This is a genomic window from Hymenobacter metallicola (genome assembly GCF_004745645.1).
Lineage (GTDB): Bacteria > Bacteroidota > Bacteroidia > Cytophagales > Hymenobacteraceae > Hymenobacter > Hymenobacter metallicola.
The window spans coordinates 60,251-86,283 of record NZ_SRMB01000005.1 but is presented as its reverse complement, the minus strand read 5'-3'; the positions used below and the strand labels follow the sequence as shown (position 1 = coordinate 86,283).

Here is a 26,033-nt window from a genome sequence, read left to right as displayed (position 1 = left end):
GGCGGGCTATTAAACATTTAGGGTAACGCCGCGTCTATTGAGCTTCAGGCTCAATAGTATGATGAGAAAAGTAGCATTACTCCTTTTGTTTTTATTGGTTACGGCCCCCGTTTTTGCCCAAACCTATCCTATTTCGGGGCGCGTAGTCGACATCACCGACCAGTCGCCGCTTATTGGGGCCAACGTGCTGTTGGTGCGCCTGCCCGACTCGGTGAAAACCGGCACGGCCGTCGACCCCAACGGCCGCTTTGAACTACCGGCCGCACCCGGCCGCTACGTGCTGACCGTATCCTTTCTGGGCTACCAGACCCTGCGCCGGCCCCTGGAAGTGGCCTCGGCGCCCGTGGCGCTGGGCTCCCTGGGCCTGGCCACCAACCAAGTGAAGCTCAACGGCGTCGAAGTGGTGGGGCAGGCAGCTTCGTCGGTGCAGAAAGGCGACACGACGCAGTACGACTCGCGGGCCTTTAAAACCAACCCCGACGCCAATGCCCAGGATCTGATTACCAAGATGCCCGGCGTGGTCGTTACCGACGGCAAGGTGCAGGCCCAGGGCGAACAGGTGCAGCGGGTGCTGGTGGATGGCAAAGAGTTTTTTGGCAGCGACCCCGACGCCGTGCTCAAAAACCTGCCGGCCGAGGCCATCGACAAAATTCAGGTCTACGACCGGCGCAGCGACCAGTCGCAATTCACGGGCTTCAACGACGGCAACACCGAGAAAACCATCAACATCGTCACCAAGCCCACGTTCCGCAACGGACAGTTCGGCCGCCTTGTGGCCGGTTACGGCCCCGACCAGGGCAACGACAAGTACCGCGTGAGCGGCAACATCAACTCGTTTAAGGGGGCCCGCCGCTTTTCCATTGTGGCCCAGTCCAACAACGTGAACGAGCAAAACTTCGGCACCGACGACCTGCTGGGCGTCATCGGCACCTCGGCTCAAGGGGGTGGGGGAGCCCGCGGGGGCGGCCAAGGCGGCAACCGGGGCGGCCAGGGCGGCCAGGGCGGTAACCGCGGCGGCCAAGGGGGCGGCGGCAACGCCAGCAATTTCCTGGTTAATCAGGCCAGTGGCATTTCGACTACCCACGCCCTGGGCCTGAACTACTCCGACACCTGGGGCAAGAAAACCGAGGTGCAGGCCAGCTACTTCTTCAACCTGAGCGACAACGTCGCTAATAGCACCACCAACCGCCTTTACAACGTGCTGACCCGGGGCCGCACCCTAGGCTACGACGAGGTATCGGACGGCTCGGCGCGCAACATCAACAACCGCTTCAACCTGCGCCTGGAACACAAGTTCGACTCGCTGAACTCGATTCTGTGGCAGCCGCGCTTCACGATGCAGCGCAACACGAGCGAGAGCAACCTGGACGGCCGCACCTTTCTGGGCGACTTTTCCGACCTGGCCGACAGCACCCAGAGCCAAAACCTGAGCCGCTACAACTCGGCCCAGAACGGCCTGACATTTACCAACCAGATTCTGTACCGTCACCGTTTTGCCAAGCGGGGCCGCACCTTCTCGCTGGGCGTCAATACCACTTACAACGACCGGGACGCGGACAATTACCTGTATTCGGATAACTACGACTTTACTTCCCGGCCCGAGCGGACGCTGACTCAAACCAACCAGTATTCCCGCCTCGACCAGATTGGCTGGACCTGGAACGGCTCGGCCAACTACACTGAGCCGCTCAGCTTGAAAAGCCAGCTGCAGTTCAATTACACCCTCAACTTCTCGCCCAACGACTCGGACAAGAAGACGTTTAACTTATTGCCGGCCGAGCAGCGGGAGCTGAACGAAGAGCTCAGCAACGTCTTCACGAGCCGCTACCTGACCAACTCCGGGGGCTTGACCTACCGCTACCAGTTCGAGAAGCTGGAATGGGCCGTGGGCGCTGCGGTGCAGTACGCCCAACTGCACAACGAGCAGGAGTTTCCGCGCACCCTGACCACCAACCGCAACTTCCTCAACCTTCTGCCCAACGCGCAGGTGCAGTACAAATTTTCGCGCCAGCAGAACCTGCGCCTCAACTACCAGGTGCGCACTCAGAACCCGAGCATCAGCCAGCTGCAGGAGGTAGTGAACAACTCCAACCAGCTCCAGATCCGGACCGGCAACCCCGACCTGGCCCAGGAGTTTACCCACAACCTGTTCATCCGCTACTCCTCGTCGCAGCCCGAAACGTCGCGCTCCTTCTTTGCCCTGATTGGCGGCTCCTACACCGACAACTCCATTGCCAACAGCACCACGGTGGTGCGCGAGCCGACGGCCATTGGCGGGGTTATCGTGCCGGCCGGCGGTACCATTATCCGCCCCGTCAACCTGAATAATCAGTATTCGCTACGGTCTTTTGCCAACTACACCCTGCCGCTGAAAGTCATCAAGTCGAACCTGAACCTGAACGCCTCGGCCACTTTTTCCCAAACTCCCGGCTTCGTGAACGACCGGCTCAACTACAACCGGGCGCCCAACTTTGGTCTGGGCGCGGTGCTGAGCAGCAACATCAGCCCCGAGCTGGACTTCACCATCTCGTCGAACTCCTCCCAGACCTATGCCCGCAACACGGTGCAGAGCCAGAGCAACAGCGAGTATTTCCGCCAAAACACCACCCTGCGCCTGAACTGGATTGTGGTTAAGGGCGTCACGCTGCAGTCGGATGTAAACCATGTGGCCTACCGGGGCCTGACGGCGGGCTACAACCAGAACTTCGTGCTCTGGAATGCCAGCCTGGGCAAAAAGGTATTTGCCAAGCAGCAAGGGGAAATTCGCCTGTTCGCCTTCGACTTGCTGGGGCAGAACAACAGCATTCAGCGCAACATCACCGACGCCTATACCGAAGACGTGCGCACCAACATTCTGCAGCGCTACTTTATGCTGATGTTTACCTACAACCTGCGCAACTTCAGCGGCGCCGGTGGCTCCCCCGCCGACCAGCCCCGCGACGGAAACCGGCCGTTTGGCCCGCCTCCCGGGGGCGGCTTCCCCGGCGGCCGTCCTCCGGGCGGCGGCGGGGGCCCCGGCGGCGGATTCGGGGGCTAAGTCCACCGCTCAACCCCGCCAAAAGGCACTGCTCGAACAGGGTGCCGGCTACGAAAAGCCGGCGCCCTGTTTCGTTTGGCGGCAGCGAAATTTGCACCCGCTAGGCCAAACAGCTCGCCGAAACTACCCGGGCAACCGGTAAAATCATGCTTTTTCAGGCCTTTTGCAGCTTCATCCACCGTTTTTTCGCCTACTTTGTAGAGGTGAAAACTGACTTGCAGTAGGATTGAAGTCAGAATTTCCGCTTTGCCCGTTATGAAACGACTGCTACTCTCCCTGCTTTGTTTGCTGCCATTGCTGGCCGCGGCCCAGAGCGTGCCGGTTCCCGCCGACCTGTATTTTGCCGGTCTGCACCTGCGCCTCACTGACGGCGGCCGGGCGGCTATCCAACAAAAAGTAGACGCTATCCGGCGTTACCAGCCCTCGTTTCAGGCCCGCGTGAACCTAGCCGATGCGTATTTTCCCATCATCGACCGGGTGTTCCAGACCGAAGGAGTGCCGATGGAATTTCGCTACCTGGTGCTCCAGGAAAGCGGCTTGCAGGGCGAGGCCCAATCTATTCACGACGCGGTAGGCTACTGGCAGTTCAAGCGCGAGTCGGCCACGGAGCTAGGCGTACTGGTAAACGACGCGGTAGATGAGCGCAAGCACATTGTGGCCTCGTCGCGGGCGGCGGCCAAGTATTTCCTGCGCAACAACAATACGTTTCACAACTGGCTAAACACGCTGCTGAGCTACAACCTGGGCCTAACCGGGGCCAAGCCGTACGCGCTGCCCACCGATGCCAACGCCACGGAAATGGAGATTTCCGAGCAGACCCACACCTATGTTCTCACGTTTCTGGCCCATAAGGTAGCCTTCGAAACGGCCTGCGGCCAGAACCCCAAGCCACCCATGCTGCTCCAGGAATTTCCGGCTATGGCCGGGCAGCAGCTCTCGGCTATGGCCGCTTCCTTGCAAACCAGCCCCGAGGAGCTAGCCAAGCACAACCGCTGGCTGCTCAACGACGGCCCCGTGCCGACGGATAAAGCCTACACCATCCTGGTGCCCATCACCGACCCGCTGCAGCTCACGGCCATGGCCGCCCAGCAACACGCCGCTACCGTGGGTCAGCTGCTACACGAACCCACCCCTGACCCCCAGAACGCCGAGTTTGTGCAGGTCAACGGGCTGCGGGCCATTATTGCCCTGCCCGGCGAAACCAAGGAAAGCCTGGCGCAGCGGGCTGGGTTGAAAATGCGGCGGTTCATGCAATACAATGATTTATTTGCCTTCGACAATATCGTGGTAGGTCAGCCTTACTTCGTGCAGAAGAAGCGAGACAAGGCCGCCGTCGAATACCACGTAGCCCAGCCGGGCGAGAGTGTCGCCATCGTGTCGCAGAAATATGGGGTGCGCGCCAAGGCCATTTGGAGCAAGAACCGCATGCCGCGCAACGAGGAGCTGCGCCCCGGCCGCATCCTGTGGCTGCAGCACACCCGGCCCAAGGATGTGGCCATCGAGTATGCCAATAGCAGCAATGCCGCCGCCCTGGCCGCCTTCGAACGGGCTCCCCAGCCGGCCACCGCCGCACCCGTCCCTGCCAAGCCAGCCAAGAAGAAGGATAAAGCGAAGGACGAAGCCGAACCTTACACGGGCCCAACGGCGGCCGCCAGCCGGGCCGTGGAAGAAACCGGGGAACTCGACAAAGAGGCCGCCAACACGGACAAGACCCTGGTAACCCAGGCCGACAGCGTGACGGACGACCACATGGAAAACCTCAACGAGCTGCCGCAGACAGCAGTAGCTCCTCTTAAGCCAGCCGCCCAGGAAGCCCCGGTAGCTCAGCAGCCCCCCAAGCCGCTGCCCGCCACCGCTCCGGTAGCCGATGAGCCCCAGACGGCGGAAGAACCCGTAGCCGCCGCGCCAGCCCCGGTATCGGCCAAGCCTGCGCCGGCCCCCAAAACAGCTTCTCCGGCTAGTGCGCCAGCGGCAGCCAAGACTCCAGTACCGGTGCCGGCCCCAACGTCTGCACCCTTACCGCCCGCCGGCCCAGCCGCGGCTACTACGGCGGTAGAGCCCATTCCGGCTACGGGGCTGCACACCGTGCAAAAAGGGGAAACCTTGTATGCGGTGGCCCGGCGGTATGCCCTGCGCCCGGCCGACCTGATTGCCTGGAACAACCTGCCCGCCAGCCCGGCCCTGCGCCTGGGGCAGGTATTGCGCGTAACGGCTCCCGCTACGGTGGCCCCAGCAAACACTACGGGCCTGCCAACCGCCACGGAAGTAGCGCTGGCCGCTCCCGTGCGCCACACCGTGGTTACCGGCGAATCGATGTATGGCATTGCCCGCAAGTACGGCGTGAGTGTTAAACAAGTAATGGAGTGGAATAACAAGGCTGATTCCAACGTTAAGCTGGGCGAGGTCCTGGTGATTAACCCGGCCAAGTAGTCTGCTCCGATTTTTTGAACGGTTCTCGATACTTATTTTCTGATTTTCCGAATGCGTCCCTTCTTCCAAGTACTCTTGTGTGGGAGCCTGCTGGCAGGTCCTTTGGCAGCACAGGCCCAGCAGTCGGCCCCGGCACCAGCTGCCCTTTCCGAAGACTCCGTGCGGGTTATGTCGGGCTTGGTGCAGGCTAGCGTGCGGCAGCTGCGCGAAATTTATTTTGAACCCAGCGACGCCCGCGCGGTGGAGCTGATTGAAAAAGCGCTGCAAGAAATTCCGACGCTAAATCAGCGCTTGAGCCACTACACAGCCAGCCTGCCGCGCGACCAGCAGCAGGTACTGGCCCAGCGGCTACGGCAGCAGCCCTGGCAAATTGAGTTGCAGACGCTGATGCGGAGCCCGCAGTTTCGGGGTTTTGACGCCCGGGCCGCCAAAAACCACGACTTGAAAGCGGCAGCTGAGCGCCTGCACGCCTCGGGCTTTGTAGGCACGGCCCGCCCGGCACCAGCCGTTGCCGCTGCCCCGGCCCCGGAGCCCATGGGTACTATTTCGCTGCCCCCAACTAAGTCGCGCCCGGTGCCAGCCAGCAATGCCTTAGCTTCTTCGAAAGCCGGTGGAGCCAAGCCCGCCGCGGGCTTTACCATTCCGAAACCGGCTCCCGTAGCGCCCAAACCAGCTCCGGCAGCAACTGCTTCTGCTACCACCGCCAAGGTAGCTCCGGCCCCGGCTGTGGCCACAGCCGCTGCCACTACCCGGCACACAGTGCAGAAAGGAGAAACCTTGTTTAGCATCTCCCGGCAGTACGGAGTTACTCCGGCCCAGCTGCAGGCCTGGAATAAGAAGGCCGACGGAGGCGTAAAAATTGGCGAGGTGCTCGTAGTGGAAACGTCCAAGTAGATTCTTCTAGCACCCAGCGGTACTAGCGCATAAAAAAGGCCACCCGAACGAGGTGGCCTTTCTTGTGATAAGCACGGTATAGGGTTTCTGCCCGCATGCCCGGTCACCTAGCTTAATCCTGCCAGAAGGCCGGCTTTACGTTGGTACCCCGTATCCGACAGTCGATACACTCGACCGTGCCATACTTATACGCCACTCCAGGGGATAGTTCATCCACCGGAATGAAGGTGCCATCCGAAAAAAAGACAAAAGCGTTGGGCCTAATAGCAAAGGGCGACGGATAGACGTCCAGCTCACAGTTGTACCCCGTATCGAAGTGCCAGTCGGCGGGCAGCTCGGTGCGGTCGATGTAGAGACGCTGCTGGGTCACGGACTGCGCCCCAACAAAGCCCAGCACGGGCTCCGCAGCGTCGGCCAGCGCGTGCACGTTGCCCGTGAGCTGGGTGGGCAAGGCGTCGTACAGCGAGCCGATGTTCTCCGTGTTTTTGCCCAAGGCCTCCCAGTAGGCATACTCCGCGGCCGTCAGCGCGTACTGCTTCACCAAAATGCTGTAGCGGAACCGCAGCTTCACCGAGTTGCTCGGCAATAGCTGCAACGGGTAGTCGGCTACCACATCCTTGGTCAGCTTCGTGGTGTTACTCAGTTTGACATTAGTCGAATTCTCGTCGTCCCAGCAGTTGAAAATATCCTCCGTCCGGTAAACTATACCAGTCGGAGTCCATTTGTAATGAGAGTGAAAAGCAGAGGTAAACTTCCAGGTTTCCTGATACTCCCAGCGGTAGTAGCGTGAGGTGCCCGTATCATCGTGGGTGTTGGCGTAGAGCTGCACCCCGTCGGGCCCGATGCGCCAATGCACGGCATCAATTTCCGGGGTGATTTTCACTTCTATATAGTCCGATACATAGTCGCGTTGCGCCTGGGTTTTAAGCGAAAGCCGTACCCGGGCGCCGGGCGCTAGCTGCAACGGGGCGGAAGTATACGTGCCAGCCACGGCCGTTTCGGTCAGTGGAAAGCGGCCCCCGCCCTCCTGCTCGATGTAGAGCACGGCCTTGCTTTCCACCGGAATCGTAGTGTCGTCGCGCAGGTTGCGCGTGCGCATGAGCCGAATGGAGGTAATACCCCGCGGATTGATCGAGCCATCCACGACCAGATAACTATCGGGGTTCAACAGGACTTCGGGCAAGTAGGACTGAATACAGCCACTAAGCCCAACTGCCACAGCAACGTAGCAGCAGTAACGGAGTATAATCGTCGTAATCGTATCCATTGATAATTGCTATAGTTGTTGACGCGCTATACTCTAGATATCCGTCGATAGGGTGCGTCAATCCTGCCAAAAAGCTGGCTTTACATTCGTACCTCGCTTGCGGCAATCAATGCAGTCGGCCGTGCCATACATATACTTGCCGTTGATCATCTCGACGGGAATAAAGGTGCCGTCCCGGAAGAACACCAGCGGGTTGACGGGCGGCGCCAGCGGCGGGGGCAACTCGGCCAGCTCACAGTCGTAGCCGGTCTCGAAGCGCCAGTCGGTGGGCAGCTCGGTGCGGTCGATGTAGAGACGCTGCTGGGTCACGGACTGCGCCCCGACAAAGCCCAGCACGGGCTCCGCAGCGTCGGCCAGCGCGTGCACGTTGCCCGTGAGCTGGGTGGGCAAGGCGTCGTACAGCGAGCCGATGTTCTCCGTGTTCTTGCCCAAGGCCTCCCAGTAGGCATACTCCGCGGCCGTCAGCGCATACTGCTTTACCAAAATGCTGTAGCGGAACCGCAGCTTGGGCGAGGTAGCAGGCAGCAAGGTCAGGGGATAATCTGCCACCACGTCCTTCGTTAGTTTAAGCGTATTGCTTAGTTTAATGGAAGTTGAATTCTCGTCATCCCAGCAGTTGAAGATATTTTCGGGACGGTAGGTAATAGCAGTAGGCGTCCACTGCAACATAGACTGAAAAGCGGAGGTGAACTTCCAGGTTTCCTCATACTCCCAGCGGTAGTAGCGCGTCTCGCCGGTGTCGTCGTGCGTGTTAGCGTAGAGCTGCACCCCGTCGGGCCCGATGCGCCAGGTTACGGCGTCAATTGCCGGGGTAGCTTTCGCCGCCACATAGTCAGATGCGTATTCGCGCTGGGCCTGGGTCTTGATGTAGAGGCGCACGCGCCGGCCGGTGGCTAGCTGCAACGGGGCGGAAGTATACGTGCCGGCCACGGCTGTTTCGGTCAGTGGAAAGCGGCCCCCGCCCTCCTGCTCGATGTAGAGCACGGCTTTGCTTTCCACCGGAATCTTGCTGTCGTCTTGCAGGTTGCGCGTGCGCATGAGCCGAATCGACGTTACCCCACGGGTATTGATGAAGCCATCCACAACCAGAAAGTTGTTCGGCTGAGTAAGCACTTCCGGTGCGTAGGGCTGAATACAGCCGCCTAAGCTCAGCCCGAGGACCAAGTAGATACAGTATCGAATTAGTTGCATAAGTGAATTGAGAAAGGAGCGGCACCAAATATAGCCATTCGGTACTACTAACACTTTAGCAAACCGAGGGCTGCTTTACCCTCGCAATTCTCGGGTTCAGGGGGCGTTGCGCTGGGTATGACAAAGGATAGTTTAGCCCTTAATCCTGCCAAAATGTTGGCTCTATGTTGGTGCCGCGTTTGCGGCAATCGACACACTCAGTCGTGCTGCCCAAGCTGAGTTCAACGGGGGTATAATTACCGTATTGGTAGAGGGAAACCGGTATTCTGCTCAATTCACACTTGTCATTGTAGCCGGTCTCGAAGCGCCAGTCGGTGGGCAGCTCGGTGCGGTCGATGTAGAGACGCTGCTGGGTCACGGACTGCGCCCCGACAAAGCCCAGCACGGGCTCCGCAGCGTCGGCCAGCGCGTGCACGTTGCCCGCGAGCTGGGTGGGCAAGGCGTCGTACAGCGAGCCGATGTTCTCCGTGTTTTTGCCTAAGGCCTCCCAGTAGGCATACTCCGCGGCCGTCAGCGCGTACTGCTTTACCAAAATGCTGTAGCGAAACCGCAGCTTCACTGAGTTGCTCGGCAGTAATTGCAACGGGTAGTCGGCTACAGTATTTTGGGTCAGTCTTGCCGTATTCCCAATTTTGATGCGGGTAAACGGCTCACTTCCCCAGCACCGGTAGATATCAGTGGTGCGGGGAATCAGGCGGCCGTTGCTAAACTCTACCGTTGACTCGAAGGCGGAGACAAACTTCCAGGTTTCCTCGTACTCCCAGCGGTAGTAGCGCGACGCTGCTTGGGCGCCGTGCGTGCTGAGGTTGAACTGCACGCCTTCGGGCCCGATGTGCCAGGTCACGGCATCAATTTCGGGGGTAATGGTTACGGTGCTGTAGTCGGAGGCATATTCGCGCTGCGCGGCTGTTTTGATGATGAGCCGCACGCGCCGGCCCGCCGGCAGTTGCAAGGCGGCGGAGGTATAGGTACCCGGCACGGCTGTTTCCAGTAAAGGGTGGCGGGGCCCACCTTCTTCCTCCACCGCCAGCGAAGCTTTACTTTCCACCGGCTTGCTGTCGTCCTGCAAAGGACGGGTACGGCTCAGTCGAATTGTGGTCACCCCCCGCGGGTTAATACAGCCGTCGACCACCAGAAACTGCGTGGGGCCGGACAGTGCCTCGGGGGCGTAAGGTTGAATGCAACTGCCTAGCCCACTCAGGATTAGCCAATAGCAACAGCCAGTAAACAGGGTACGCATGGTAGCAAAACAGGGCACTATTACTAGATAATAAGTCTTCACTAAGTAGCAATCCTTGAGGGCGCTTCTCGTTGCCGGGCAGCCGCCGGCCCGAACAGCGACCCTCCCGGCCGACAATGAGCCGGGGCTATGGTAGTACCTCTGTTTACGCAAAAAGCACCGGTTTTCCTACTTTCCATTCCCGGGCAGCGGTGGTAACTTTACTTTTCGCTTGACGCTTTATCCCGCGCGAAACCACCCTGCTTATGCCTACTTTCTCGCACCTCCACTGCCACACCCAATACTCCCTGCTCGACGGCCAGGCCAGCATCAGCGCCCTGATGAAAAAGGCTCAGGCCGACGGCATGCCCGCCGTAGCCCTCACCGACCACGGCAACATGTTCGGGGCCTTCAACTTCGTGGCCGAGGCCAATAAGTACAACGTGAAACCCATCGTGGGCTGCGAGTTCTACTTGGTGGAAGACCGGCACAAGAAGAGCTTCAGCCGGGAAAAAGGCGAGCGGGACGTGCGCCACCATCAGCTGCTGCTGGCCAAAGACCAGGCCGGCTACCAGAACCTGGCCAAGCTTTGCTCCATGAGCTTTATCGAGGGCGTATACAGCAAGTACCCGCGTATCGACAAGGAGCTGCTGCTCCAGTACCACGAGGGCCTGATTGCCACGAGTTGCTGCATCGGGGCCGAAATTCCCCAGGCCCTGCTCTGGAAAACCGAGGAGGAAGCCGAGAAACAGCTCAAGTGGTGGCTCGACGTGTTCGGCGACGACTACTACATCGAAATCCAGCGCCACGGCATCGAGAACATCGACAACACCGGCAAAAGCCAGGAAGACCTGAACCAGGTGCTGCTGCGCTGGGCCCAGAAGTATAACGTCAAGGTTATCTGCACCAACGACTCGCACTACGTCAACCAGGAAGACTTTGCGCCCCACGACCTGCTCTTGTGCGTCAATACGGGCGAAGAATACAGTATCCCGGTCGGCGACTTTCAGACGAAATACTTCCGCCTGATTTCGGGTGAAAAAGAGGTGCTCTACGACCACCTCGACAACCTGCGCCCCCTGGCCGCCTCCGACGACTCGGTGCGCCGCCAGCTCATGCGCATCGACGAGGAAGCCCAGATGCCCCGGCCCCGCTCCCGCTTCGGCTTCCCCAACGACCAGTTCTTCTTCAAGAGCCAGGAGCAGATGAACCACCTCTTCCGCGACGTGCCGGAAAGCGTGGACAACACCAACGAAATCGTTGATAAAATCACGCCGCCCAAGCTGCAGCGCGACATTCTGCTGCCCAACTTCCCCATTCCCGCAGCTTTTGCCAATGCCGACGAGTTTCTGCGCGAGCTGACCTACGTGGGGGCCTTCGGGCCGAGTGCGGGCAAAGGCGTCGTGACGATGACCAAGCCGCCGCGCTACTCCGAGCGGACGCCCGAAATTGAGGAGCGCCTGGACTACGAGCTGCGCATCATCCAGACGATGGGCTTTGCCGGCTACTTTCTCATTACCCAGGATTTTATCAACAAGGGCCGGGAAATGGGCGTGGCCGTGGGTCCGGGCCGGGGCTCGGCGGCCGGCTCGGCCGTGGCCTACTGCGTGGGTATCACCAACATTGACCCGATTAAGTACTCCCTGCTGTTCGAGCGTTTCCTCAACCCGGAGCGGGTGTCCATGCCCGATATCGACATCGACTTCGACGACGTGAACCGCCAGCGCGTCATCGACTACGTGGTCGATAAGTACGGCAAAACCCAGGTGGCCCAGATTATCACCTTCGGTACCATGGCCGCCAAGTCCAGCATCAAGGACGTGGCCCGGGCTATGGAGCTGCCCCTGCCCCTGACCAACGAGCTGGCCAAGATGGTGCCCGAAAAGCCCGGCACGACCCTGGCCGGGGCTTTTGCCGAAAACCAGGAGCTCGACATGATCCGGCGTGACGACGCCCCCGACAACCTCCGGGGCCAGATTCTGCGCCTGGCCGAAAAACTGGAAGGCTCGGTGCGCAACACCGGCATTCACGCCGCCGGCGTTATCATTGCCCCCGACGACATCACCAAGTACATTCCGGTCAGTACCTCCAAGGACTCGGACCTGCTCGTCACGCAGTTCGACGGCAAGGTGATTGAGAGCGCCGGGATGCTGAAGATGGACTTTCTGGGCCTCAAAACCCTGACCATCATCGTCGATGCTCTGGAGCTGATCAAGAAAAACCACGGCGTCGACATCAACATCGACGACATCCCGCTCGACGACCCCAAAACCTACGAGCTCTACCAGCGCGGCGACACGATTGGCACGTTCCAGTTTGAATCCGAGGGCATGCGCATGTACCTCAAGGACCTCAAGCCCACCAACATCGAGGACCTGATTGCCATGAACGCCTTGTACCGGCCGGGCCCGATGCAGTTCATTCCGAACTTCATCAACCGCAAGCACGGGCGCGAGGAAATTGAGTACCCCCACGAGTTGCTGGAACCCATCCTGAACTACTCCCAGGGCATTATGGTGTACCAGGAGCAGATCATGCAGGCCGCTCAGATTTTGGCCGGCTACTCCCTCGGCGGTGCCGACCTCCTGCGCCGGGCCATGGGTAAGAAGGACATGAAGAAGATGGCCCAGGAGCGGGAGAAATTCTGCGAGGGCGCCGAGAAGCTGCACGGTATCAAGCCCAAAAAGGCCAACGAGGTCTTCGACGTGATGGAGAAGTTTGCGGCCTACGGCTTCAACCGCTCCCACTCGGCCGCCTACTCAGTAGTGGCCTACCAGACCGGCTACCTCAAGGCCAACTACCCGGCCGAGTACATGGCCGCCGTGCTGACCAACAACATGTCGGACATCAAGAAGGTCACCTTCTTTATCGAGGAAGCCCGCCGCCAGGGCGTGGAAGTACTCGGGCCCGACGTCAACGAATCCATCCTCAAGTTCAACGTCAACGAAAAGGGCCAGATCCGCTTCGGCATGGCCGCCGTGAAGGGGGCCGGGGAAGCGGCTATTGAGAACATCGTGGCCGAGCGCGCCAAAAAAGGCCCGTACACCGATATTTTTGACTTCTCCAAGCGCGTCAACCTGCGGGCCGTCAACAAGAAGACGTTCGAAAGCCTGGCCTTGTCGGGCGCTTTCGACTCGTTTGAGCGCTACCACCGTCGGCAGTTTGTGGAAGCCCCCGGCGGCGACCAGAACCTCATCGACAAGGCCGTGAAAATGGGCCAGCAGTACCAGGCCGACCAGGACTCGGCCCAGCAGAGCCTGTTTGGCGGCGGAGCTTTTGGGGCTGTGGCCATGCCCTTGCCCAAAGTGGCCGACATGGAGCCCTGGCCCGCCACCGAGCAGTTGCGCCGCGAAAAAGAAGTGGTAGGCTTCTACCTCTCGGGCCACCCACTCGACGACTTCAAGCTCGAAATCGACTCGTACTGCACCTGCGGGCTGGACAAGGTAGAGAGCTACAAAAACCGCGAGGTAACCGTGGCCGGCCTGATTACGAACGTCATGTTCAAGACCACCAAAACTGGCCAGCCCTTCGTTTCCTTCACGATTGAAGACTACGAGTCGAGTCTGAACCTGGCCTTGTTCCGCGACGACTACTCCCGCTTCTCGGCCCTGATTAACCCCCGCAACTACGACAAGGAGCAGGTACCGCCCATGTACATCCGCGGCAAGTATGCCCAGCGCTTCCGCGACTCCGACCAGTTCGAGTTCAAGATCCTGACCATGGAGCCCCTGTTCAACGTGGCCGAGAAACTAGCCAACGGCGTGCGGGTACAGCTCGATCTGCGCACCATCACGGAGCCCTTCATGGACCGGTTCATGGAAGCCGTGGAAGGCTGCGCGGGCTCGAAAAAGCTCGAAATCAAGTTTGCCGAGCCCCACGAGCACCTCACCGTCGACACGTATTCGCGCCGTTACCGTATTGAGCCCAAGGAGTTTATTCGCAAGATGCGGGAAATGGAAATCGAAGCCTGCCAGCTGATTTAAGTATTACCTGCCAGTACAGATCTTTCGCCACCGGACTTGCAGTAAGGTTCTGCAAGCCCGGCGGATGTTTTTTGCCCAAGGTTTTCTGACGTTGCTATCCATCGACGAATGCCACTATCCACCCGTTTCTGGTGTCGTCTGCTTTCACTGGTTATTTGCGGCCTCTTCACGGCTCAGGTTCAGGCTCAGGTATACTACCTCGACCTGAGCCGCCAGCGCCTGACGTTGCCCGAACGCACACTCCAGGTAGAGCAGGTTGTCGACGGTCGGCCGGGTCATCCGACTATTGGCTTGGTTTACCGGGGGCTGGACAACCGGCCCGCCGCGGTGCTGTTTCGCAATGGGCTGGAATCAGAACTGCAGACGTTTCTGCAAAAACAGCTGCCGGCCCGCCCCGCCGACCACGCGGTGGTGCTTTGCCTGCGCGAGCTGCGCATCAGTGAGCAGCTAGGCGGCCTGACTGAAGTAGCCAGTGCCGATTTGGCCGCCGATGTGTACGAGCACCTGCCTGGGGGCGGCTACTACTTTGTCCGGACCGTGGCTGCCCGCACTTCTAACCGAGCCCTGGAAACTACCGCCCAGCACCCCGAGCACATTGCCCTGTTGCTGCAGCGGTGCCTGGGCCAGATTACGGCTACCGACTGGGCCCAAACCAAGTTTTCCCCGGCTCGAACCCTGGCGCAGCTTGCCGCCGACAACCCGGTAGCCGCAACCCCCGATGGTAAAAGAGTCCCGCTCGCGCCTATTCTGCGGGAAGTGCCGCGGCGGGGCATATTTTACACCTTCGAGCAATTCCTGGCCAACCGCCCCGACTCCATCCTGCCCGTGCGGGCCGATACGATACCGTTGCGCCTGCGCGGCAGCAACGGCCGTCTACTCTGGTCTGGCGTTGCCCGGTTTCGACCTGTAGCCCCCAACGGTCACAACTACGACCAGCCCGTTGGCAAAATGGCCTGGGGCTTTTCCGATGGACAGCAGCTTTACGTGCAGCACAATAAGCAATATTTCCCCTTGATGCGCCAAGGCAATTTCTTCACGTTTGTGGGCGAGAAGCCCCTGGATGTAGAATATATGCGGGCCCGGTCGGATGCTCAGGCCCGGGCTATGGTAACGGGGGTGGCTACCGTACGGGCCCCCAACCACACCGGTGAGCCAACTCCCTACGCTGTGGACATGCGCACCGGCCAGTCTGCTCCTTACCCCAACCCGCTACGTGCCCGCCCGGCCCGGCCCGACACCACCTACGTGTACCTCTACCGCGCAGCCGATGCTTCCCCAGCCCCGATTACCGTATTTGTGGAGGGCAAGGAAGTCGGCAAGTTGCTTCCCAACGAATACTTGGAGCTACCCTGGCCTTATTATGCCCGGATGCTGCGGCTGTGTTTGGAGGTAGCTACCCCCAATCCTTGTCAATTGCTGGTGCCCAATGCGGCTCAGTTGAATTACCTCAAAATATCGGCTACCCCGGCCACGCCCGGTGCTCCCCTCTGGCAATGGGTAACCGCCGCGCAGGGCGAAGCGGACTTGGATGCGTTGGACAAGCTGCGCAAAGCCTCAGCTAAGTAAGAGGCAGCCTAATCAGCTATAAACGCAAAAAAGGGAGCCTACACAGGCTCCCTTTTTCTTTTAAGCTCGTCGGCAACTACGAGTTACGACGCTGGTCGTCGTCGGTAGTGTAGCCGCTGCGCTGGGTAGAAGCATCGTTGATGCGCTCCACATCAACTTCGGTTTTGCGCACCGTGTCACGAATGGTTTCTTCGCGCTCAGTCACTTCCTTACCTAAGGTCACTTCTTCTACTACGCGGGCTTCTTTGCCTACAACAGCCCGCTCGGCGCTTTCCGTAATTTCAATTTCACCTTCCTTAAAGGCGTTGAAATCCGCTTCGGTAGCGGGCCGGTTTACAGCGTGACGCTCTACATTCACGTGTTCTTCGCGCAGCCGTACGCTGGCTTCCACGGGCCGCTCCACGATGCGGCTGCGCAGCCGGGCACCCCCGGTTTGCTCCACCCGCTTGCCTACCTGCAGGTTTTCCTCAATTACTTGAGCCGACATTCCGGCCTGATCCGTGTTGGCGCCAGCCTGATAGTTATTGGTGCCGGCGTAGCCGGTCTGGGCGGCACGCTCGTCCACGTCTACTGCCCCGGCGTTGTCCAGGATTTCGGCAGCCTGGCGGGCGTGCTCCGCCGATTGGCAATGCACCGTCAGAATGGAGTGACCTTGGCGGGCTACGTGCGAGTAGCGGCGGGCGTCTTCGGTGTCGTCGCCACCAAACAGGTTGCTGAAGAAGTTGCTGATGCCATCACCGGTGCGGCCCGTGGCGTCGCCCACAGCTTCGGCTGTCGTACCGCTGGTGTTCTGGTAGTTGCTGCTAGTAGTGCTCGTAGCGCCAGTGGTGCTGGTGCTGGACGAGGCGGTGCCTCCGGAGGAGATGTCAACATTTTCCTGGGTAAAACCGGCGGCAATAAGCTGACGGGAAGCCTGCTGAGCAGCCTGAATATTATCGAAGATTCCTACTACGGTCTGATTCATGGTGAAAGAATTTAGGGTTGGGGAATTATGAATAGGTTGTTTCTCAGGTTGTCGGACTCGTGCCCGGTGCGGGCGTAGGCGAAGGGCCGGCTGCCGAATTCCGCTCGACGTGTATTTCCTCGTGCCGTAGCGTAACGGGCTGGGTATGAGTCGTGGTCTGAGTGCGCTTGGTAACCCGGATTTCCTCTACCACCAACAGGCGCGTCACAACGACCTCGCGCAGCACCGGAATAATGGTAGTGTCGCCGTCGTAGCGCAAGCCAGGAGTTGCGGCCCCGTCGGCCACAAATTGGTTGACGGGTACCCGCTCAACTAGCACTTCTTCGTGCTGCAGCGGTATTTCCAACATCTCCTCGCGCTCGTGCACCGTTTTGGCTAAGCGCACTCGTGCACTTTCCACTACCTCACGATTGATAACGGCCTGTTCTTCAATGACCGGAATAACCAAGGGCTGACCAATGCCGGCAGTAGCCGGCTGGGACGTTTCGGCTGGAGTTGATATAGGGCGGTTGGGTTCCATGGGCAAATCTTACGCTGCCTCCCCTGGTTAGTTCCTACGGCTCAGCTAGCCTGCACACTCGCCTCAACAAGAGATTTAGGACTATGGGAACCTGTATTTTTACATGCGTATGTTTCGATGTTCCAGCCTGTTTACCACCAGGCGAGAATAGACCTACTTACAAGCTCGGCAGACAAACTGGACAAATTTCACACATGTCTCATTGAATTTAAACATGATTTTTTATCAACTATCCGAAACAATACAGTAGGACTTGAGTGAAAATTTATTTTCAATAATTATTGAAAGTTTAAAATAGTCTCCTACATTTGAGCCATGCAACTCGACGAAGCCAAGCGCAGATTCATTGAAGGCTGGGGCACCCTGGGCTCTGCCTGGGGCGTGAGCCGTACGATGGCGCAGGTGCACGCGCTGCTGCTAGTGTCGCTAGGAGCCTTGAGCACGGAGGACATCATGGACCAGTTGCAGATTTCGCGGGGCAATGTGAACATGAACGTGCGCGCCCTCATGGACTGGGGCATTGTGCGCAAGGAGTTGCGGCCCGGGGAACGGCGTGAGTTTTTCTCGGCTGAGAAAGACATTCACCGGGTAGCCACCCTGATTCTGAAGGAGCGCCGTCGCCGGGAGCTGGAACCCATTGTGCGCGTACTGGGTGAAATTCGCCACGTAGAGCCCTCCGCCACCGCTACTCCTGAAGAAACCGAGGCTTTCACGCAGATGATTGCCAGCATTCAGAACTTCGCCGAGTTTGCCGACCGTGCCGCAGCCACCCTTATTAAAGCGGATGAAAACTGGTTTCTAAGCACCTTTATGAAGCTTATGCGCCCCAACCCGTAAAGGCCTCTTTTTTTGCCTTGTTACTTTCAAATTTTATTGAAAGTTTAATACAAATCAGCACTTGCTTTTCTCTCTTTCCGCTTCTTTTCTCCACTTAACGCCTTTTACAGCATGAAACGGCTTAAAATGCTACTCGCTGGTGGCACTGGATTTCTTGGTCAGCATCTGACCCGTTATTTCACCGGGCGAGGGTATCAGGTTGTGGTGCTAAGCCGCAGGTCGGGAATTGGCCGGGTTGCGTGGAATGGGCGCACCCTGGGTCCGTGGACGGCCGAGCTAGAAGGGGCCGCCGCAGTTATTAATTTGGCCGGCCGTAGCGTCGACTGTCGTTACACGTTGGCTAATAAGTACGCCATTACCCGTAGCCGCACCGAAAGCACCCGAGTACTGGGGCAGGCTATTGGTGCCTGCCAGGCTCCGCCACCCGTTTGGCTGAATTTATCTACTGCCACGATTTATGCGGACACTGCGGCCGACCGGCCCGCCAACACGGAGGCCACCGGCTTGATTGGGCGCAACTTTTCCGAAATGGTGGCCCAGCAGTGGGAAGCCGAATGTTGGGCGGCCGCCACGCCCAGCACGCGCCGTTTAGTGTTGCGCACGGCTATTGTGCTGGGCTCCACCGGGGGAGCATTGCCCGTTATGGCCCGCCTGGCCCGCTTCGGCTTGGGCACGCCGCAGGGCACCGGTCAGCAGTGGGTAAGCTGGCTGCACGTGCTGGATTTCTGCCGGGCCGTGGAGTTTCTGCTAGCTCGTTCAGAGCTGGATGGGGCCTTCAACCTGTGTGCTCCGCAGCCTCTGACTAATCAGGAGTTCAACGGCCTGCTCGACCACTATTACCAGCCACGCTTTCATCTGCCCCAACCCCGGTGGCTGCTCGAAATCGGGGCCTTCCTGCTCAGAACCGAAACTGAATTGATTCTGAAGAGCCGGAAGGTGATACCCGAGCGGCTGTTGCAGGCAGGCTTCCAGTTTCAGTTTCCTACCTGCCGGCAGGCCCTCGCCGACTTGGTACCCCGGCTCCCCTAACCGATTTTACTTCCGCGTTCCTTGTTCATTTTTTCTCATTTTTAACTGCTTACCGTCATGAATTACCACTTGCTCGTTTACGGGGTATACCTGCCCGTTACGGTTCTGCTCACGGTGTGGGTGGCCCGTACGCTTTTCACAAATGGCCGCACGTTCCTGGTCGATATTTTTCACGGCAATGAGCACCTGGCGGATTCCGTCAACAAGCTCCTGCTCACGGGGTTCTACCTGATCAACATTGGGTATGCCACTCTGACGCTCCGTAGTACCGACCAAATCACGAGCTACCAAGCCAGCGTCGAGACGCTTAGCATCAAGCTAGGTACGATCATTCTGATTTTGGGTGCCATGCACTTCTTTAATCTCTACGTGTTCTATAAACTACGCCACCGGGCCCAGGAATACGCCCGCACCTACCAGTTTGTCGTCGACAAGCCTGTTTAAGCAATAAGGCAGTTTCGCGCCGGCTTGGTTTGGATGACGATAAGCCGGCGCAAGGCGCCTACCAAGTGCTAGGGTAGAATATGACAAGCTGGCTGGTTGAAACTTTCCGGCGCGGGACTTGTTGAACTCGCAATCTGCTACCTTGCAGCCCCAAGTTTCGTAAGGAGCATTTTCATTGTCACCACAAACCCCCTATTGTCATGGGACATAAAGCCATCGAAATTACCGATGCTAACTTCGACCAGATCATCAACTCCGACAAACCCGTGCTCGTGGATTTCTGGGCCGAGTGGTGCGGTCCGTGCCGCATGGTAGGCCCGGTTGTAGAAGAGCTGGCCGGTGAATACGAAGGCAAGGCCATTATCGGCAAGGTCGACGTAGACTCCAACCCGCAGACCTCGGCCAAGTTTGGCATCCGCAGCATCCCAACCCTGCTGGTGTTCAAAAATGGTCAGATTGTGGACAAGCAAGTGGGTGCCGTGCCAAAGCACGTGTTGGCCCAAAAACTTGATGCCCAGGTAACCGCCTAGTTCAAGAGGTGGTGAACACCATACAAAAGCCCTGCCTTATGAAAGGCAGGGCTTTTCTGTTGAAAGCAGGTGGTAGCTGGTAAGCTAAAAGCTGTCGTCCGGGTTGCTGGCCCGGGCCTCCGTGGGGGGCGTTTGGGTGGCTTTCACCCCGCCAAACAGCTTAAAGTTGGGCGCAAACATAATGGGCAGGGTATAGGTCATGGCCGTTGGCACGTTGTATTCGCGCCCGGGCTTGAACACGGGCAGCGCGGCTATTACCCGCCGGGCTTCAATGTCTACTTCCGGCGCGAGGCCCCGCACTACCCGCACCTGGCTTACTCGGCCATCCTCGCCCACGGTGTAGGATACGTAGACTTTGCCGGTAATATTCTTGCGGCGGGCGGCGCGCGAGTAGATGGTGTTGCGGGCCAGATACTGCATCAGCGCCGCCTGCCCGCCCGGAAACTCGGCGGCCTGCCGACGCCGGGGAATACCCGCGTACAGCTCCCCGTCGAGGTTGAAAAACTTCAGATTCATGCTGCGGCCATTGTCGAGCCTCTCAATGGCGCTGAGCTGGCCTGTGTCGTAGTAATAGCGCCATTCGCCGTGGGGCCGGCTGGCTACGTAGGTGCCTTCCGAGCGTTTCTGGCCGTTGCGGTGCACGCTAAGCCATTTGCCCACGCGCTGCCCGTCGGCGTACTCGCCCCGTTGGCTTACTTTGCCGTCTTCGTACCACGACACATACACTCCGTCGGCTTCGTCGTTGCGGTAGTGTACCTGGGCGGCTTTGTTGCCATTGGGATGATACCAGGTAAACAAGCCATTTCGCACCGCAGGCTCCAGCCCAGTAACCGTACCGCGCAGCAGCAAAGTACCGTTGAGGGCATAATCGCGCATGGCGTAGCCGCCCTCCCCTTTTTTTCGGTCCACGATACGATAATGCGTCGCACTGTCGGGTACGGTTTCTTCGTCGCGTGCATTTAGGTACACCGCGGGCAGGCTCTGGGCACTGGCAGTAGGCAGAGCGGCTGAAGCAGTTAAAAATGCAATGAGAAGCGCTTTCATGGATTTCCGGAAAAAATCAGCTCAGGAAAGATACTTACTTACTCGCTTATAGCCAAGTACCGCCAGATCAGGCAGTAAATCTGCACCGACAGATGCGCATACAGCGTACTATATACTCAGAAGATAGTCTAGCTGTTTCCGGAAAAAATCCTCAATCAAGCGTTGTAGCGCTCATGCAGGCCATCCTATACCGCTGAATAATTGTCAGGAAGTTGAAAGCAAAAGATCAGCCTCCACTACAAGCTAGTAGGGGCTGACCTCAGGGTAATACACTATTCGGATCGGCTACTGCAGCTGAATAGCGCGGTTTAGAGCCTCTTCCAGGGAAATCAGGGTTTCGGTGCGCTCAATGCCTTCAATGAGTTGAATTTGGTCGTGGAGTACGTCGCGCAAGTGCTGGGTGTCGCGGCACACCAGGCGCGCAAACACCCCGTAGGCGCCCGTAGTGAAATCGATACTCACGACTTCGGGTATCTCGCGCAGCTGCTCAACGACGCTGGCATAAACAGAGCTTTTGAGCAAATAAATGCCTAGAAAAGCGCTTACGCCGTAGCCAAGCTTCTGATAGTCAATTTTTAGCGTAGCACCTTTCACGATGCCCAACTCCTCTAGGCGAGCCATCCGTACGTGTACGGTACCCCCCGAAACATGGACCTTGCGGGCAATTTCGGTGTAGGGAATCTTGGCATCTTCGATCAGAAGTGCCAAGATTTTGCGGTCGGTGTCGTCAAGTTCGTAATTACGGGCCATTTTTCAGCAGGTTGATTGCCGGTTTTGCAAATCGGTGTAAGAGATAGTAAAAAGTATGTAAATTTTACTCCATATGTCTGCCATTATTTTATTTAATCAACCCAAACGCTAAATTTGTTGCAATCCATCGCAAACGGTGTTGGACCACCTTGTAGAATGATGAAACTGGCAGACATGCCCTCCTCTCTCGGGGGTGGTGACTTGGGAGAAACTGGTCCGGCGGCCGGCTAACTACACCGTGGAGGTTCGAACCCTTCTTCTACAGCTGATATGTTGGATAATGTGAGGAGGGAAAAAAAGGGACGTATCTGGGTGGGTACGTCCTCATTCAAGAGGCTGCATCTGGGTGGGTGCAGCCTTTTTTTGTGGTAACAATCTGTCAGCGAAGCAGTCAATTCATTGCTTCCGTAGTCCAATCGGCTGCAAAGAAAACCAAAAAACCCTACAAGATGAAAGGCCGGCAGTAAAACCATCTTATTATGTCAGATATGACTAAAAGGTTTTACCGCCGGTTTATTGTGTATATAAGTACTTATTAATACGTTACCTACCGCTGAGCTACCGGAGTACTGGCTTGGCGGTGCTGGGCTAAACCAGCATCCAAAAATTGAATAAACTTAGTGACATCCGACTCGTAAGCCACTGCCTGGTTGAGTAGTACCGGCTTTTCGATGGTACTGGCTGGGTCAAGCAAAACGTAATAGGGTTGCGCATTCATGTTGAAGCGACTGATTTGAAAGTCGAGGTTTTGCTCTCCAATAGTCTTCTTCACGCGCTGGTCGCGGGCTGAGGTATACCACTGGCTAGTGGGCAGCTCCGTCTTATCGTCGGCGTACAGAGCCACGATAATGAAGTTTTCCCGCAGGCGCTTCAGGACGCGGGGGTCACTCCAGACGGAGGCTTCCATTACGCGGCAGTTGCCGCAGTTGTGGCCCGTGAAGTCGACGAATACAGGTTTGTTTTGTTGACGGGCACAAGCCAGAGCTTCCTGCAAGGTGAAATAGCCGTTCAAGCTGTGCGGCAGCTCTAGCTGATCGGCATACTGAGGAGTGCTGCAGAGCGTGGACCCGGCCGTAGGGGTGGCGGCAGAAATAGTTGAGCCGCTGTTGAGCCAGGCGAAATCCTGCCGAGTAGGTGGCGGAGCCAGAGCTGAAAGCCCATTGAGCGGCGCGCCAAACAAGCCGGGAACCATGTACAGCATAAACGACAGAGCAATGGCCGCCAGCAGCAGATGCGGCACGCTTACGCGGGTGGAGTCGCTGTCGTGGGGGAGCCGAATCTTACCCAGCAGATACATTCCCAGCAGGCCCGCCAGCACAATCCAGATGGCCAAAAATACGGGGCGGGGCAGCAGGCCCCAGTGGTAAGACAGATCAGCGGAGCTCAAGAATTTGAACGCCATAGCCAGTTCGACAAAGCCCAGCACCGCTTTCAGCGTATTAAGCCACCCGCCCGAGCGGGGCATAGACTTCAGCCAGGTCGGGAACAGAGCAAACAGCACGAAGGGCAGCGCAAAGGCAGTTGAGAAAGCCAGCATGCCCAGCGTGGGGCGCAACAGCTCCCCGTTAGCGGCGGCAATGGCAACCGAGCCGACAATGGGCACGGTGCAGGAGAAGGATACAAGCACCAGCGTGGCGGCCATAAAAAACAGGCCTGACCAGCCGCCCTTGTCCGCTTGCGCATCAACTTTATTGACTAGGCGGCTGGGCGCATTGATTTCGAACATGCCCAGAAACGACATGCCGAAAATCAGGAAAATAACGAAAGACAGCAGGTTGGGCAGCCAGTGGGAGCTGATAACATTGGCCGCATCGGCCCCGAAAATCAGGCTCAACACCACGCCTACCCCCGTGTAGATGCTGATAATGGATAGGCCATACACCAACGCCTTGCTGATAGCCTCGCCCCGGCTGCGGCTGTTGTTGGTGAAGTACGACACCGTCATGGGCAGCATGGGATACACGCAGGGCATGAGCACGGCTACCAGACCGGCTCCAAATGCCAGTAGTAAGTATTTCCACAAGCTCAGCCCGGCACCGGCCGGAGCATTGGCGGGAGCTGCCGCCAAGGCAGCAGGAGCAGCACTATTCGACGGAGCAACAGCAACTTGGGGAGTAGCACTGGAGGAAGTTGCTACGGAATCCTGGCCGGGCACTGCAGCTACCGCGGCCACGGAGTCCTGGCCGGGAGAATTTATTGGAGTCATATTGGTGGCCGCCGGAGCCGTAGCAGGCGTGGCCGCCGGTCCGGAGGCAGTGGTAGCAGTAGCTGGGGCGGCGGCAGTACCGGTTACTTCTACCGGACCAAAGCTCAGGGTTTCGTTGCCGGGGATGCAGCGCCCGTCTACGTCGGTACAGCTTTGGTACTCTACATCGGCCTTGATGATGAGCGGGCCGGGCTGCAAGACCCGGATGCGCTGACGGATTTGTCCGGTTTTCTCGAAATACGTGACGTCTCCTTTAAAAACTTCGTCGAAAGCTTTCTTGGCGCCAATGGACTTAGGTTTGCCAACCAACTCGTAGGCCGGGCTTTTGGCAAAGGCGAAAGTGAAAACCGTAGGCCCCAGGTCAGGGTCAAAATCGGTGGCGTAGAGGTGCCAGGTATTGTCGATACGGGCATTGACGATGACTTCAACCTCTTCTCCCACCTTGGCAGTAGGCTGGCTTATGGCCGAACTGAGCTTGGTAGGAACCAAGACCTGAGCCGTGGCAGCACTCACCAAAAGCAGGAGTAACCACAGTGGCAGCAATATTTTTTTACTGAAAAGCATGAAGCAAATTTAGAACGGCGACAACGTCGTTGGATAAACAAAGTACGGTAGGAAGTGTCACAATCTTGTTATTAAGGCTGCTCCTGCCCTCTCGGTTCGAAGGTCATCGGCACTTCTTGCTAAGCCAATAGAAACTGAGCCGGAACCGCTTGGGCAGAATCTCGTACTTTTGTGGTACCAAGGGAGCTGGGCCGCGTGAGCCCGACCCCCGGATCTATGGGATTAAAAATATTACTGACTATTCTGTTGGTGTTGATCAACGGCTTTTTCGTGGCCGCTGAATTTGCTTTCGTCAAAGTCCGTCTGTCTCAAATTGAGATAAAAGCGCAGGGAGGCAACCGACTAGCCAAGCTAGTTCAGAGCATGCTGCATGATCTGAACTACTACTTATCCGCCACTCAGCTAGGTATCACTCTGGCTTCGCTGGCGCTAGGCTGGATCGGGGAAAGCGTTGTGGCGGAAGTCGTGCTGGCTATTATTCACCAACTTGGAATCACCCTCTCCGATGCAACGGTGCATAAAATTGCCCTGTTCACGTCGTTTACGCTGATTACCGTTCTTCACATTGTACTCGGTGAACAGGCCCCGAAGGTTCTGGCCATTCAGAAACCTGAAACAACCTCCATGGCTATTGCCATACCGTTGCGGGCTTTTGCCTTTGTTACTTTTCCGCTGATCTGGGTTCTGGATCGGCTGTCCAATATCGTAGCAGGCCTGTTTGGCGGTAGCGCTACGCACGGCACGGAAGTACACACGTCGGAAGAGCTACGCCTGCTGCTCGACCAAAGCAAGCAAAGCGGAGAAATTCAGGACTCGGAGCACGAGTTGCTCGAAAACGTGTTTGAGTTCAACGACCGGATGGTGAAGCAGATTATGGTGCCCCGCACCAAACTAGCTGCCCTTGATGTGAACACACCCCAGGAAAGCATCCTGGAAATTGTGTATAACGAGGGCTACTCACGGATTCCGGTGTTCGAAGAAAACATCGACAACATCGTGGGGGTACTCTACGTGAAGGACCTGCTGCAGATCATTCGCCGCAACGAGCCCATCGTGCTGTCCAAGATTATGCGGCCGGCTTACTTCGTGCCAGAAACCAAAAAAATCAACCGCTTGCTGCGCCAGTTTCAGCGCAAGCATACCCACATGGCCATTGTCTCGGATGAGTTTGGCGGCGTGTCGGGTATTGTGACCATCGAGGACATTATTGAGGAGCTGGTCGGCGAAATTCAGGACGAGTACGACAATGAAGTGCCCGTAGTCGAGAAAATTTCGGAAACAGACTACCGCGTCAATACATCTACACCCATTTCCGACGCCAACGAGTACCTGCCCTATCCCCTGCCCGAAGGCGACGATTACGAAACCGTCGGCGGTTTGCTCAACGTGATTTACGGCAACATCCCCGAGGTCGGGGACGTGGCCGTGCTCGACAATTACGAGTTTCGCGTCCTGAAACGCTCCCGCCGAGCCGTAGAGCTGGTACAGTTGCGCGTTACGGCCCCCGAAGAACGGGAGCTAGAGGCAGGTGAAAGCCTAAACTTGTAGCGTTGTGGCT

18 protein-coding genes are annotated in these 26,033 nt (G+C 57.9%); 10 read left to right on the top strand and 8 right to left on the bottom strand.

What is annotated here, in order from left to right:
- Positions 1-85 precede the first annotated feature (85 nt).
- The 3 genes from E5K02_RS21095 (at position 86) to E5K02_RS21085 (ending at position 6,361) form a co-directional block, all read left to right on the top strand.
- Complete coding sequence (locus E5K02_RS21095; protein WP_167856528.1) at positions 86-3,037, top strand: TonB-dependent receptor; 2,952 nt, start codon at positions 86-88, stop codon at positions 3,035-3,037.
- 255 nt (positions 3,038-3,292) lie between these two features.
- The gene (locus tag E5K02_RS21090) at positions 3,293-5,467 is read left to right on the top strand and encodes a lytic transglycosylase domain-containing protein (protein ID WP_135397699.1); all 2,175 of its coding nucleotides are present in this window, start codon (positions 3,293-3,295) and stop codon (positions 5,465-5,467) included.
- 51 nt (positions 5,468-5,518) lie between these two features.
- Entirely contained in the window at positions 5,519-6,361 is an 843-nt protein-coding gene (locus E5K02_RS21085; RefSeq protein ID WP_135397697.1) for a LysM peptidoglycan-binding domain-containing protein, read from the top strand.
- A 112-nt stretch (positions 6,362-6,473) separates the two neighbouring features.
- Here the strand turns inward: E5K02_RS21085 and E5K02_RS21080 are convergent, their stop codons facing one another.
- The 3 genes from E5K02_RS21080 to E5K02_RS21070 form a co-directional block, all read right to left on the bottom strand.
- Positions 6,474-7,544 carry a DUF4249 domain-containing protein gene (locus E5K02_RS21080; RefSeq protein WP_240737387.1) on the bottom strand — a complete coding sequence of 357 codons (1,071 nt, stop codon included), beginning with the start codon at positions 7,542-7,544 and terminating at the stop codon, positions 6,474-6,476.
- A gap of 141 nt (positions 7,545-7,685) precedes the next feature.
- Positions 7,686-8,819, bottom strand: a complete 1,134-nt coding sequence (locus tag E5K02_RS21075; RefSeq protein WP_135397693.1) for a DUF4249 domain-containing protein — start codon at positions 8,817-8,819, stop codon at positions 7,686-7,688.
- A 139-nt stretch (positions 8,820-8,958) separates the two neighbouring features.
- Entirely contained in the window at positions 8,959-10,059 is a 1,101-nt protein-coding gene (locus E5K02_RS21070) for a DUF4249 domain-containing protein (protein WP_135397691.1), read from the bottom strand.
- Between the two features lie 245 nt (positions 10,060-10,304).
- Between E5K02_RS21070 and dnaE the strand changes: the two genes are divergently transcribed.
- Positions 10,305-14,021 (top strand): DNA polymerase III subunit alpha, encoded by a 3,717-nt coding sequence (gene dnaE / locus E5K02_RS21065; RefSeq protein ID WP_135397689.1) that lies wholly within the window; start codon positions 10,305-10,307, stop codon positions 14,019-14,021.
- Between the two features lie 108 nt (positions 14,022-14,129).
- Positions 14,130-15,587: a hypothetical protein gene (locus tag E5K02_RS21060; RefSeq protein WP_135397687.1), complete on the top strand. Its 1,458-nt coding sequence runs from the start codon at positions 14,130-14,132 to the stop codon at positions 15,585-15,587.
- A 76-nt stretch (positions 15,588-15,663) separates the two neighbouring features.
- Here the strand turns inward: E5K02_RS21060 and E5K02_RS21055 are convergent, their stop codons facing one another.
- Both E5K02_RS21055 and E5K02_RS21050 read right to left on the bottom strand, forming a co-directional pair.
- Positions 15,664-16,551 carry a YsnF/AvaK domain-containing protein gene (locus tag E5K02_RS21055; protein ID WP_135397685.1) on the bottom strand — a complete coding sequence of 296 codons (888 nt, stop codon included), beginning with the start codon at positions 16,549-16,551 and terminating at the stop codon, positions 15,664-15,666.
- Positions 16,552-16,594: 43 nt separating this feature from the next.
- On the bottom strand, positions 16,595-17,071 hold the full coding sequence (locus tag E5K02_RS21050) for a YsnF/AvaK domain-containing protein (RefSeq protein ID WP_135397683.1): 477 nt from the start codon (positions 17,069-17,071) through the stop codon (positions 16,595-16,597).
- Between the two features lie 315 nt (positions 17,072-17,386).
- On the opposite strand from E5K02_RS21050, the gene E5K02_RS21045 reads away from it, so the two are divergent.
- From E5K02_RS21045 to trxA, 4 genes are all read left to right on the top strand, one after another.
- The gene (locus E5K02_RS21045) at positions 17,387-17,908 is read left to right on the top strand and encodes a GbsR/MarR family transcriptional regulator (protein ID WP_135397681.1); all 522 of its coding nucleotides are present in this window, start codon (positions 17,387-17,389) and stop codon (positions 17,906-17,908) included.
- A 111-nt stretch (positions 17,909-18,019) separates the two neighbouring features.
- Positions 18,020-18,937, top strand: a complete 918-nt coding sequence (locus E5K02_RS21040; protein WP_135397679.1) for a TIGR01777 family oxidoreductase — start codon at positions 18,020-18,022, stop codon at positions 18,935-18,937.
- A 57-nt stretch (positions 18,938-18,994) separates the two neighbouring features.
- Entirely contained in the window at positions 18,995-19,381 is a 387-nt protein-coding gene (locus tag E5K02_RS21035) for a hypothetical protein (RefSeq protein WP_135397677.1), read from the top strand.
- A 200-nt stretch (positions 19,382-19,581) separates the two neighbouring features.
- Positions 19,582-19,911, top strand: coding sequence for a thioredoxin (gene trxA, locus E5K02_RS21030; protein ID WP_135397675.1), 330 nt, complete (start codon positions 19,582-19,584; stop codon positions 19,909-19,911).
- Between the two features lie 84 nt (positions 19,912-19,995).
- On the opposite strand, the gene E5K02_RS21025 is transcribed toward trxA, so the two are convergent.
- The 3 genes from E5K02_RS21025 to E5K02_RS21015 all read right to left on the bottom strand — a co-directional run bounded on the left by E5K02_RS21025 (position 19,996) and on the right by E5K02_RS21015 (position 24,424).
- Positions 19,996-20,955, bottom strand: coding sequence for an energy transducer TonB (locus tag E5K02_RS21025; RefSeq protein WP_135397673.1), 960 nt, complete (start codon positions 20,953-20,955; stop codon positions 19,996-19,998).
- Positions 20,956-21,240: 285 nt separating this feature from the next.
- A complete protein-coding gene (locus E5K02_RS21020; RefSeq protein ID WP_135397671.1) occupies positions 21,241-21,705 on the bottom strand; it encodes an AsnC family transcriptional regulator in 465 nt (154 codons plus the stop codon).
- 547 nt (positions 21,706-22,252) lie between these two features.
- On the bottom strand, positions 22,253-24,424 hold the full coding sequence (locus E5K02_RS21015; protein ID WP_240737383.1) for a protein-disulfide reductase DsbD family protein: 2,172 nt from the start codon (positions 24,422-24,424) through the stop codon (positions 22,253-22,255).
- A gap of 267 nt (positions 24,425-24,691) precedes the next feature.
- Here E5K02_RS21015 and E5K02_RS21010 point away from each other — a divergent pair, with 267 nt between their 5' ends.
- Positions 24,692-26,023 (top strand): hemolysin family protein, encoded by a 1,332-nt coding sequence (locus E5K02_RS21010; protein WP_167856527.1) that lies wholly within the window; start codon positions 24,692-24,694, stop codon positions 26,021-26,023.
- The last annotated feature ends 10 nt before the right edge of the window (positions 26,024-26,033 follow it).